Genomic DNA, 10,014 nt, shown 5'->3' with positions numbered 1-10,014 from the left:
CCGTAAATTAGCCAAGATCCTTCCCGCACCGCAGCAAACGTGCGAAGCCTGATAGAAAAGGCGCTCGCGCTCTGTTCAGAACCACACTTTCTGCATCAGCAACACGTTGTTTTTCCACAGAATCGGCGGGTTCCGGACATTCGCCGCAACCGCAAAGTGAGTTGAGCGGCGAACTCATAGTTTGCGGAGATTTTGTTGAAAAACTCCTGCTTGATTGATGACCTAACGGCTGATTCAATTCTCTTATCGAGCGGGAGGATTGGCGATGATGGGACCAAGGCAAGAGGCGCAGGCGGCTTTGTTCTACGAGTTTCTGCCCTGACAAATATTCCAGCAACGCATCGGTTTGGGACAATGTGTGAGCTGCCCCTAGGTTTGTAGACGCTTTGCCCCCTAATTTTGAGGCGAGGAAGCCGACATGGGGACAAGCAATTACAGCGACGAGTTCAAGCGCGACGTAGTGCATCAGATTACGGTGCGGGGTTACCCGACCCGCGACGACGCGCGGCGAGACGTGTTCGAATACATCGAGCTATTCTACAACCCAAAGCGCAAGCACACGAACAACGGCATGCTGTCGCCCGTTGACTTCGAGACCAGACAGCAGAAACTGGACAAGGCGGGTGTCTAGGAAAATAGGGGTACCTCAGTGTCAACTGAATCAGCGCCATTCAAAAGATACCGGAGAGAGTAGACGGCGATCAGCACCGCCTACGCCATACCCGTATAGAACGTGATGCCTGTTATCGTTTTGAGCATAAGAAATCCCTCGTCCGGTTAACCAGCACTCGCCCCAAGGCTGGCAACTTTGTTAGACCACGCCTCGATGATTTCTGGCTTTGCCTCGCTGGCTTCCGAAAAGTGGGTGACGTGCAAGGGCGTGATGCCAATGAACCCAAAAACTTGTGAGCGAAGCTGGCGTACCATTGCAGTCTTGTAAACGAGCCGGAAAAACCAGTTCGGCGTGTCCGAAGTCATGATCAGCCGTGCGGTTCGCCCACGCAGAAGTGGCTTTGGCATCCCAAGAAGCGTCTTTTCGCGCGTGTCGAACGCAGTACCAGGAAGAAGAATTCTGTTAAACAGGCCTTTCAACTTCGCAGGTAGCCCGCTCCACCACATGGGCGTCAAAAGTAAGATATGTTCGCTCCATTGCAGATTGTCCACCACACCCTTGAGGCCCGTTTCAAGAGGCTTCAGGTCCTTGTATCCACCGCCTCAAAAGTCGAGATCAAAATCTAAATCACTCAGATGGGTGATCCGAACGTCGTGCCCCGCCTTCGCCGCAGCCTGCGCGTAATCTTCTGAGAACTGCTTTGACAATGAAACCTCGCCAGGGTGTCCGTTAAGGACGTAAATACGTTTTCCAAACATGTTAGCTCCATAAAGGTGACCGCGGTCAATATGTGGCTTAGAAAAATTCATGGCTCGCGCGAAACAACTCAGAAGCTTGAAGACACGGAAACGCCTCCTGAGCTCTGCAAGGGAGATTGTCTCGTGTTCCGGTTATGAAAAGCTTCGCGTAGAGGAGGTTGTGTCACGTGCAGAAGTTGCGAAGGGTACATTCTTTGCTCACTTTAAAGACAAAGACGCGCTTATGGACATTCTGGTCGCGGAACGATTGGAAGCCCTACTCGATGATTTAGAGATCGTCCAAAACTTCGACTCTGTCGAACACGTGGTTGCCAGTATCATGCCGTTCCTCAGTTTTATCTCCGGTGAGCGATACATTTTTGACCTCTTTCTACGCCTGTCAGGTGCACTTGCTGTCGAGGAGGTCGGAAAGATCGCCGAATCCATATATCGATATGACCGTATCCTGATTGAAAAACTGAAAAGTGGCCCCTTCCGCCAGGACATATCGGCGGAGCTTTTGTCTGAAGGAATTCAGGCTTTCCCGGTCAGTTCGATCGCACTCAGCCTTTGTGCGCTACAAAGTGACCAGAACGTCAAAAACAGACTTACCATACAGCTAAATGCTTGGATGTGTCCCAGCTAGGCTACCATCTATGTTGCACTTCTGTTCCGCCAACTTGGTAAGGCAAAGCCGACCTTCGTGCAATTGACAGCGAAGGTCGTCCGTTTCGCGCCCATTCTGCAAAATTTCTTGCGGTGAGGCGAAGGTCTGTTTTTCAGATGTTTGCCATAATTGATAGTGATGGCGTGATCGCCAACCTAATCCGGATGAGGGCCGCTGTTTCCAGCGTTCCTCATCAAAAGTAAGGCTTACGAGATCTGCAAGGTGTGCCCGGATGCTGATCTATCGCTTTGACGTGTTGACTAAAGCGTTTCCATGGCTCAGCATTGTGCACAGCAGGTATTCGAAGTGATTAAGAAGGACAATCCCTACTCAGAGACCGTGCGAAGACGGTTTTTCGGCTTGGCCGCAAGTTTGAGTGTCGAGCTGGAAACAGCTTCGAGGACACCGCCACAAAAGGAAACCAGACATTGATGGAGCAGAATCCAAGGGCCGCAAAGTCCCGCGATCTGTGAATTCGAGCATGCACGAAATTCGCGCAAGATGGCACGCGAGGTGTTTCATCAAAATGAGGGACCGGGGGTGGGTCTGGAATTCTGGCCGCGTGGCGGGGACCGCACGTGGGAGTGTTCTGTATGGTCAGGTCGAATTGAGAAAAAAGCCCATCCTGACAGCGGAAACTGAAAGATCCGATGAAAGGCCAAAAGCTGAAACTTTCCGTTGTGGTGCCGATGAAGGGCGATGAGACGCCCGAAGTGCCGCAGCCGCCCGATTGGATGACCGGTGATTGCCTGCAAGCTAAAACACATCACCCATTGGCTGCGGTTTAAGGGCTGAGATGATCCGCACCATTTACCTACACGGTGCCCTGGGCAAAGCCTTCGGCCGCGAGTTCCGTTTTGCCATCGACACCCCGGCCGAGGCGGTGCGCGCGCTCTGCACTCTGGTTGAGGGGTTTGAGGCTCATGTGCGGGATCGGCTCTATCAGGTCTTTCGCGGGGCCGAGGTGAATGGCCGCGATCAGTCACCGCAGGAGTTGCACATCGCTTTTGCCGCGGAGGAGACCGAGCTGCATATCGTGCCGCGCGCAAGGCGCGAAAGACGGCGGGTTGGGCAAGGTTATCACTGGCGCGGTTCTGATCGCTGCCTCGTTTATTCCGGGCGTTGGTCCGGCCTTTGCCACAGCCTTGACACAAATGGGCGCGGCGATGGTCCTGGGCGGCACCTCGCAGATCCTGCGCCATGATGGGGTAGAGGTGACCGAAGGCAGCTACACCTTCGCCGAGACGGTCGATCTGACCGAGGTCTATACTTCGCGCCTGTCCGCCCGGCTGAGCCAACAATACGTTCTCGCCATGGTCTACGTCGGGGCCCGGTTCAAACATCTCATATTCGAAGGCGATGGATCGCAGAAGCGCTTGTTGCGGTTCGGTGGTTTGGTATTGGATTTGGTTGGTGTCAGGCAACTCGACCACCGTCATTGGTGTGATTTGCAGTTCCCGCGCGATCATCCGAAGCAATGCGGCCAGGCGAAAGTCCATTTGCATCATATCAGCTGAAATACGGGCGCGGCTCTTCAAACCGCCAGATCACCGATCCGCTCAACCACCATATCCCAGTCTTGTGTCGGGGCGCTTTCAGCTTCAACATCCAGCCCATATTCGGACACCCGCGGGATAAAGGCCGTTTTCAGCCCCGCAGCCCGCGCCACCGTTAGATCGTCGTTATGGGCAGCCACCATCACAACCCGCTCCGGCGCCAGGCCCAGTGCGGCGCATGAGGCCAGATAGACCTGCGATTTGGGCTTATAGTCCTGCGCAACCTCAGCCCCCAGAATGGCGTCCCACGGAAACCCCGCGAACCGGGCTAACCGAGCCATCAGCGCGATTGAGCCGTTCGAACAGGGCGCAATAAACGCCCTCTGCCGCAACGCAGTCAGACCGGGCACCGCATCAGGCCAGGGCGGCAGCTGTTCCCAGGCGCGGTTCAGCTGGCCGCGCGCGGCCGGGTCAAAGGCGCCTTCTATACCGAAATGATCCAGCGTTTCGTTCAGATTTTCCAGATGCAGCTGATCCAGCGGTACATAGCCGCGCCCACCGGATCGGACACGTTCCATCGCGGGCTGATAGCGTGACCGCCAGTACATCGCGAAATCGTAAGGGTCAGTGGTCAGACCACGATCCGCAAACATTCCCGCCGCGACATCCGCCACCCCCGTCCGCCAATCGACCAGGGTGCCAAAGACATCAAAGATAAAGGCCCTGTCCAAAGATCAGCGGGGTTTGCTTTTCCAGCTGTCCAGCCACCGCCGAAACCGCCCGCGGGTTTCATCATAGCGCTGATCGACCGCATGAAACGTATCCCCCGCCCCTTCGACCAGAGGATCAATCCGCGCCTTGCGGAACCGGATCCATCGCACCCGGATTGCCCAATAGACCGCAAACAGCACAATCAGAATAATGATGCTGACCCACGGGATGGGGTAAACATCCGGCCCCTCGACCGGGCGAATGCTGATGGCATTGGGAAAGATCGACAGGAACCTGTTACGCCAACCGTAGTGCGTGATCACGACCCAGACGGGATCGGCACTTGTCGAGATATAGTCATTCGCATCGGTATAAAGATCGGCGGTGTCAAACTTGAAATAGGGCGGCCAGTTCCAGCCAGTGTCTTCATTTCGGTAAACAACTCGCCCTTCGTTCGGCCTGATTGCTTGAATGAACTGAACATCGCGATTGACCAATGTCTCTGACTGATCGTCAGGAATAGACCAGAAAATGCGTGTCCAGTCAGCCAGATCAATGCGTTCTTCGTACGTATTCACAATCCGCACGACGTCTTTCTGAGGCAGCGTATAATGCAGAAAGGCCAGGACGAACGTCCAAAAAACGATCCTGAAACCCCATTTGATATACCGCATCCCGTCCCCCTAGTTCACAAAATTCGTGATGTATATAATCGTAATCATTAATACGACGGGCACAATATAAACGCCCCAAAGAAGTTTCTTGCGAAACGAATTATCGTAATCCTCCATCCCTTCGCGGATAAAGGCATCGCGGTCGCCGATGCGCACCTCCTGATCCCATTCGCGCGCCAGTTTCGACCGGCGCACGCTGCGGGAATAAAGCGACAGAACGACATAGACGATCGTCAGAAAGATAAATCCGATAAAGATAACCCGCAGAAGCGCCATTTATCGCCCCCTTACCGCGCGCCAGGGGCTCATCATGTCGATCATGCTTGGCATCTCCTCCATCGGGGCTTCGTGCCCGAACAGCGCCTGTCGGGCGGCGACCTTGTCGACCAGATATTCGCGTTCCAGAAACTCGGCCACGAACTTCTGCTTTTCGTCGGTCCAGCCTGCATAGCGCTTATAAAACAATTCCTTATGGCAGATAAACAGCTGCCGCACGTCCAGCGGGGCCAGTTCAGACAGCAGCATGTTGACCAGATCGTGGTGATCATGTGGTTTCGAGCGCAGAGTGTAAAAATACGCCGGATGATCCGAGGTGATGCGCGGCCAGGGTCCGTTATCTTCGGCCCAGCGCAGCAAGGCCGCCAGGCCGTTGAATTCTTCGGGCAGCAGCTTCAGGTATCGGCGCGCAAACTGGCGCAGTGCGGTGCGGTTCATCTGGCCGATGGGTTCATCCATCGTGGCCGCGACATGGACCAGGATGAAATCCATCTTCTGACGCAGGATCGCGGTGGCGTCGATGCCGCGGGCGCTGACAATCGGTTCGACCAGATCGTTTGCCTGCAGAAACGCCGCGATCTGATTGCGTGATGACAGGCTGAAGACATTCGCAATCGGCATATCACCCAGATCATCCGCATCGCCCGATGTGATCACCGCTTCGCGGTCCAGATCGCGGAACACATAAAGCCCCCCGAAATGCGACGTCCAGAAGCTTTTCTGCTGAAAACTGGCCGCCGTCAGCTTGACCGGGTTGCGCGTGACGTCGCCGGTTTTCTTGGCCATGGTGATCATATCTGCGATCAGAACGTCGTCGAACCAGGCGTCCTCGTCCCGCTTGAACCGGTCGATCAGATGGCCCAGCTTGGCCGCCTGTTTGACGGTGCCTTCGGTCGTGTCGGCCTCAACCTTAACACGCCGGATATCCAGCAGGCTGGCGGGGGTCGAGGCATCGTAGACCGAATTCACCAGTTCACCCGCCACGGCATCGCGCGCAGTCAGAGCAAAAAGCTGCGCCTCGTTTTGTTCGATAAACTGCCGCAGAATACCACGAGAGGTCGAAAATTTCGCGTCCAGCAGCGGGGCGGTTTTCTGTTCGGTCGTCAGCAGGATAAATTGCCGGTTCACACCCGCGTGGTTCAAATACAGATCATCGCCCAGCTCATGCCCGATCTCGGGGGAATAGCCCGAGATATCGATGTGAAAATCCTCCAGCCCCGTTTCCCGCCCCGTCAGATGCCGCAGCGCGCGGTTATAGCGTTCGACCAGAACAGGGCTGCTGACCTCGATCAGGTTGCCAAACATCAGGCCGCGTTCGATCAGGTGCCTCATGCCGCCCTCCGCCGCATCAGTTTGACGATGGTGAAGGTCAGCGCGCCGATGATTGCCGCAATAATCAGATAAGGCGCCGAAAACTCAAGGTTCAGCATCAGCCCCAGGCTTCCGCCGCGCCGTCCGATATAGACACGCATCAACATCCAAAGGGCAAACATGATGGCGGTGGAGGCTGCGATCGTGATCACTAACCCTGGCAGCCAGCCAAGCGAAACGCGCCGGGCCGCGGCCTTGCCGATAAAAAACGGCAAAACGATCATCAGCGCGTAATATGCAAGCTGCTGCCATTGCATTACCAGGTATTCTCCTTCCAGTGGCGGTGCTGGTTTGCGGCCGACAGTACCACAAGCGGCCCCCAGAGGAAGGCCGACAGCATGCCAAGGCGCAGAAAATGCAGGAAGGATTGCAGAGGCACATCCCCGATCAGCTGGAAAATCGCGTCCGATTGCAGCGCATAGGCCGCCCAGAAATACCCCATGGCCAGGGTCAGCATCAGGGCCGCTGTGACCACCCCGTTCAGGATCAACCCGCCCGCCGTTTCGGGAAACAAAGCCCCAATCCGCCGCGGCACCCAAACCGCCAGGACGCAGATGATAATCAACGGCACAACAACGCCCCCCGCGCTGAGCACCCAATCAATCGCCTCATCCCGCGCCACGTCATTGGGGTTTATGTCAACGCCCATGGGGTTCATTCAAAGCACCGCACTGCCATCACCATCCCGCCCGGTGTTCTGAAAGCATATGATACGCCGCAATCAATTACTCACCGCCTCAACCCTAAGACGTTCTAAATCTTGTTGCAAAAGATCGCGGTCATATCCTCTATACCAGTAAAACAACTCATCTGCTCTTATTTGCACTTTCTGCGCATCCAGCACGGCTGCGATATCGCCATTGCTTTTGACGCTGAATATAAACGGCAGCCAACCATTATAGTGATGTTCAGCACCACTTAACTCTAAGACAGTAAAACCATCATCTGCATACCGGGTATCAATATGCACAAGCACGAAGTTGTCGGCAAAAAAGGATGCCAGGTCTGTAGCCTTCTGAGTTTGATCTTCGGATGATCTTTCGCGAAGTGTGCTTTGATACTTCTCTGCATCTTCGGGATCAGAATAAGTATAGTTGAATTCGTCACTCACGCCCTGAATATGGGCATGAAAAACGTGGCACCATATACACCACTCGGCACCGTACGAGACCAAAAGCACCTTATTTTCTTGCCTTGCAATATCTTGGGCGCGCTTGAAAAGCGCGACCTGAGAACCACACTCATCATATAGTTTCGATCTGCCGCCACGACACTCAACAATTGGAGTTTCTGGCACGACTACTGCTTGGGTTTCTGCTTCAGCAAATGTGCCAGATGATAACACAAAGGTAAGGCATATGAAGCCGGTGATCGCTTTCAGCTTCATGATACTCACCCCTTCCCCTCCACATACCGCCGTTTGGCTTCTTCCTGGCGGCCGAAGTCTCGGACCATGGTCTCAATCGCGACCTCATCCGACTTATCCGCATAGCGGAATTCGCTGTCGGCGTAGCGGTTGATTTCCTGGATGACCATTTCGACCGTGATCGGCTGGCGCATGTCTTCGATCATGGCTTTCTTGGTGTCGTAATCCTTGCGCAGGAACAGGTCGGGGTTTTCCATCCATTCATCGGGCAGCTCAAAGTCCATCGCGCGGACCTTGATCGCGTCGGTGATGTTCTTGATGGCGCGGCCGGTGAAACGTTCGTCGGCCTCTTGGATACCTTTCAGATAAGTGCCCAATTTCGCAATCGTATCCAGCTGCCCCAGATCCGCCGCAACGCGGTCGTAGACGCGCATCAGGCCTTCCTCGTGCGGGCGGTTGTGGCTTTCGAAACTGGCGGCGACGGCTTTCTTGATCTCTTGCGCGGCGAAAACCTCATGATCGCCCAGCGGGATATCATGGTTGCGGCCCATCAGCAGATGCAGGATGTCGATGTAATCCTCGCGCGTCTGCGGCCCATCGACCAGAAACCGAGCGCCCGCCCGTTGGCGCAGGGCGTCATCGACATTTTCGGGATAGTTCGAGAACATCCCAAACGTGCAATTCCCGCGCACAACAGTATTCGCGCCCGCGAAACTTTCCATCAGCACGGCCGTAATCTCAAGCTGGCCCGCGCTGGATTGCCGGTCGCCGCGCTTGCCCGCCAGCTGGTCGATGTCGTCGATGGTGCCAAAGCCGATCACGCCAGGGTCGATGACATTGTTGATAAAGGCCTTGGCGTTCTGGCCCGATTTGCCCTGATAGCTGTCGATGTTGTCAGTGCTCAGGTTCTGATAGCGAAAGACATAGCCCGCATTCTGGCAATAGTCATTGATCATCCCCGCCATCATCTGGATCAGCGTGGTTTTCCCCGTGCCCGGCGCGCCGTCGCCCATGAAGGTAAAGATGAACCCGCCCAGTTCGGCAAAGGGGTTCAGGCGGCGGTCAAAGTCATAGGCCATCAGCATTTTCGACAGCTTCATCGCCTGATATTTGGCGATATGGTTGCCGACGACCTCATTCGGTTTTTTGAAGGTCATCGTCAGCGTCGTACCCTTGGCGGCGCGGGCGGGGGTGAAGCCCGATACGGTAAAGCCCTCTTCCTCGACCCGCCAACTGGCCGCGTTAAAGGGTTCCAGACGGCCAGCGGTTGAGGCACGCAAGGCCACCTTTTCCATCAGCGCCTCGGCATAGGCCAGGACGCAGGCGACCAGTTTGCTGTCATCATCGACGAACAGGCCCAGGTCCTGATCCAACTCCCACAGAATGCCGTGCAGGGCCAGCTGAGCGTTATCGGTCAGCACTTCCTCGATATCGCCGATTTCGACCGTGACTTCACTGGCGTGCGGGGCCAGAAGGAAGGCCGTGGCCGAGCCGAAGACATAAAGCGTCACCAGCGCCTCGGCCGTCAGCAATTCGCTGAATTCGGTTTTCTTGCCGGCGGCCAGCGATCCTTGCAGGTTCTCGCGTTTCAGATCGGCCAGGCCCGTGCGGTCGGCATAGGCCTCACCCACGGCCAACGCGATTGACAGCGCCCGGCGCAGGGACTGCAGAACCGTCGCCTGCAGGGGTGAGGTCAGCGCGTCATCCCCGCTTTCGATGCGGTCGATCAGATGCACGCCCTCGGTGCGGGCCGTGGGTTTGGTGACAAGCCCCGGCGTGGTGCTGCGAAACCGGCGCCGCGTGCCGATGCCCGATGATTTTTCGGGGGCGGGGGCGGATTTGGCTTTGGCGATGCGGGGGGCGTGGTCGAAGCCATCCAGCATACCGAGGGCAGCGGTGTAGTGCTTGACGATATCGTCTTCGCGCAGTTCCATCTGATCGGCGGAATGGGTCATGGTTTTATCTCCAATCTCTTAATTCAAATAACGCGCCAGGTGTGAAACACCGGGCAGCGCCCGACCTCCCCCGTCACGCCAAAGGCGTGCTTCCAGCACGACGGAGGGCGCTTCTCGCCCACCCGAGGTCGGGCACTGCCCTATGGAT

Annotated in this window: 15 protein-coding genes; 5 read left to right on the top strand and 10 right to left on the bottom strand. The window is 55.9% G+C overall.

Features of this window, described 5'->3' with window-relative positions; translation table 11 throughout:
- The first annotated feature begins 418 nt into the window (after positions 1–418).
- Positions 419–631 carry an IS3 family transposase gene (locus tag H7848_RS13930; RefSeq protein WP_208352623.1) on the top strand — a complete coding sequence of 71 codons (213 nt, stop codon included), beginning with the start codon at positions 419–421 and terminating at the stop codon, positions 629–631.
- Between the two features lie 146 nt (positions 632–777).
- Here the strand turns inward: H7848_RS13930 and H7848_RS13925 are convergent, their stop codons facing one another.
- Both H7848_RS13925 and H7848_RS20265 read right to left on the bottom strand, forming a co-directional pair.
- A complete protein-coding gene (locus tag H7848_RS13925; protein ID WP_336512103.1) occupies positions 778–1,164 on the bottom strand; it encodes an NAD(P)H-dependent oxidoreductase in 387 nt (128 codons plus the stop codon).
- 51 nt (positions 1,165–1,215) lie between these two features.
- Positions 1,216–1,371 (bottom strand): hypothetical protein, encoded by a 156-nt coding sequence (locus H7848_RS20265; RefSeq protein WP_336512101.1) that lies wholly within the window; start codon positions 1,369–1,371, stop codon positions 1,216–1,218.
- 49 nt (positions 1,372–1,420) lie between these two features.
- Between H7848_RS20265 and H7848_RS13920 the strand changes: the two genes are divergently transcribed.
- The 4 genes from H7848_RS13920 (at position 1,421) to H7848_RS13905 (ending at position 3,534) form a co-directional block, all read left to right on the top strand.
- Entirely contained in the window at positions 1,421–1,996 is a 576-nt protein-coding gene (locus H7848_RS13920; protein ID WP_208352622.1) for a TetR/AcrR family transcriptional regulator, read from the top strand.
- A gap of 671 nt (positions 1,997–2,667) precedes the next feature.
- A complete protein-coding gene (locus tag H7848_RS13915) occupies positions 2,668–2,805 on the top strand; it encodes a hypothetical protein (protein ID WP_208352621.1) in 138 nt (45 codons plus the stop codon).
- 8 nt (positions 2,806–2,813) lie between these two features.
- Complete coding sequence (locus H7848_RS13910) at positions 2,814–3,221, top strand: tail assembly protein (protein ID WP_208352620.1); 408 nt, start codon at positions 2,814–2,816, stop codon at positions 3,219–3,221.
- Positions 3,184–3,534 (top strand): hypothetical protein, encoded by a 351-nt coding sequence (locus H7848_RS13905; protein ID WP_208352619.1) that lies wholly within the window; start codon positions 3,184–3,186, stop codon positions 3,532–3,534. Before H7848_RS13910 ends, H7848_RS13905 begins: the two co-directional genes overlap by 38 nt.
- Positions 3,535–3,551: 17 nt before the next feature.
- Here H7848_RS13905 and H7848_RS13900 read toward each other — a convergent pair whose 3' ends face one another.
- The 8 genes from H7848_RS13900 to H7848_RS13865 form a co-directional block, all read right to left on the bottom strand.
- Entirely contained in the window at positions 3,552–4,244 is a 693-nt protein-coding gene (locus H7848_RS13900) for a haloacid dehalogenase type II (RefSeq protein ID WP_208352616.1), read from the bottom strand.
- A gap of 3 nt (positions 4,245–4,247) precedes the next feature.
- Positions 4,248–4,898: a DUF1523 family protein gene (locus H7848_RS13895; protein WP_208352610.1), complete on the bottom strand. Its 651-nt coding sequence runs from the start codon at positions 4,896–4,898 to the stop codon at positions 4,248–4,250.
- 9 nt (positions 4,899–4,907) lie between these two features.
- On the bottom strand, positions 4,908–5,174 hold the full coding sequence (locus H7848_RS13890) for a hypothetical protein (protein ID WP_208352607.1): 267 nt from the start codon (positions 5,172–5,174) through the stop codon (positions 4,908–4,910).
- Complete coding sequence (locus tag H7848_RS13885; protein ID WP_208352594.1) at positions 5,175–6,506, bottom strand: DUF6638 family protein; 1,332 nt, start codon at positions 6,504–6,506, stop codon at positions 5,175–5,177. It lies immediately after the preceding gene.
- A complete protein-coding gene (locus H7848_RS13880) occupies positions 6,503–6,802 on the bottom strand; it encodes a hypothetical protein (RefSeq protein ID WP_208352577.1) in 300 nt (99 codons plus the stop codon). The genes H7848_RS13885 and H7848_RS13880 overlap by 4 nt, the downstream gene beginning before the upstream one ends.
- Complete coding sequence (locus H7848_RS13875) at positions 6,802–7,194, bottom strand: hypothetical protein (protein WP_208352575.1); 393 nt, start codon at positions 7,192–7,194, stop codon at positions 6,802–6,804. Before H7848_RS13875 ends, H7848_RS13880 begins: the two co-directional genes overlap by 1 nt.
- A 72-nt stretch (positions 7,195–7,266) precedes the next feature.
- Entirely contained in the window at positions 7,267–7,932 is a 666-nt protein-coding gene (locus tag H7848_RS13870) for a DUF255 domain-containing protein (RefSeq protein WP_208352573.1), read from the bottom strand.
- 5 nt (positions 7,933–7,937) lie between these two features.
- On the bottom strand, positions 7,938–9,866 hold the full coding sequence (locus tag H7848_RS13865; RefSeq protein ID WP_208352570.1) for an AAA family ATPase: 1,929 nt from the start codon (positions 9,864–9,866) through the stop codon (positions 7,938–7,940).
- Positions 9,867–10,014 lie beyond the last annotated feature (148 nt).

The sequence above is a fragment of the Pseudaestuariivita rosea genome (assembly GCF_017592335.1).
GTDB lineage: Bacteria > Pseudomonadota > Alphaproteobacteria > Rhodobacterales > Rhodobacteraceae > Parasulfitobacter > Parasulfitobacter rosea.
The sequence above is the reverse complement of the archived record's forward strand: the minus strand, read 5'-3'. Positions and strand labels throughout refer to the sequence as shown.

Excerpts from the sequence above, each read along its gene's own strand:
- H7848_RS13915 (WP_208352621.1), top strand. The coding sequence starts at position 2,668 with ATGAAAGGCCAAAAGCTGAAACTTTCCGTTGTGGTGCCGATGAAGGGC.
- H7848_RS13895 (WP_208352610.1), bottom strand. The coding sequence starts at position 4,898 with ATGCGGTATATCAAATGGGGTTTCAGGATCGTTTTTTGGACGTTCGTC.
- H7848_RS13910 (WP_208352620.1), top strand. The coding sequence starts at position 2,814 with ATGATCCGCACCATTTACCTACACGGTGCCCTGGGCAAAGCCTTCGGC.
- H7848_RS20265 (WP_336512101.1), bottom strand. The coding sequence starts at position 1,371 with ATGTTTGGAAAACGTATTTACGTCCTTAACGGACACCCTGGCGAGGTT.
- H7848_RS13905 (WP_208352619.1), top strand. The coding sequence starts at position 3,184 with ATGGTCCTGGGCGGCACCTCGCAGATCCTGCGCCATGATGGGGTAGAG.
- H7848_RS13930 (WP_208352623.1), top strand. The coding sequence starts at position 419 with ATGGGGACAAGCAATTACAGCGACGAGTTCAAGCGCGACGTAGTGCAT.
- H7848_RS13890 (WP_208352607.1), bottom strand. The coding sequence starts at position 5,174 with ATGGCGCTTCTGCGGGTTATCTTTATCGGATTTATCTTTCTGACGATC.
- H7848_RS13865 (WP_208352570.1), bottom strand. The coding sequence starts at position 9,866 with ATGACCCATTCCGCCGATCAGATGGAACTGCGCGAAGACGATATCGTC.
- H7848_RS13920 (WP_208352622.1), top strand. The coding sequence starts at position 1,421 with ATGGCTCGCGCGAAACAACTCAGAAGCTTGAAGACACGGAAACGCCTC.
- H7848_RS13870 (WP_208352573.1), bottom strand. The coding sequence starts at position 7,932 with ATGAAGCTGAAAGCGATCACCGGCTTCATATGCCTTACCTTTGTGTTA.
- H7848_RS13880 (WP_208352577.1), bottom strand. The coding sequence starts at position 6,802 with ATGCAATGGCAGCAGCTTGCATATTACGCGCTGATGATCGTTTTGCCG.
- H7848_RS13875 (WP_208352575.1), bottom strand. The coding sequence starts at position 7,194 with ATGGGCGTTGACATAAACCCCAATGACGTGGCGCGGGATGAGGCGATT.
- H7848_RS13885 (WP_208352594.1), bottom strand. The coding sequence starts at position 6,506 with ATGAGGCACCTGATCGAACGCGGCCTGATGTTTGGCAACCTGATCGAG.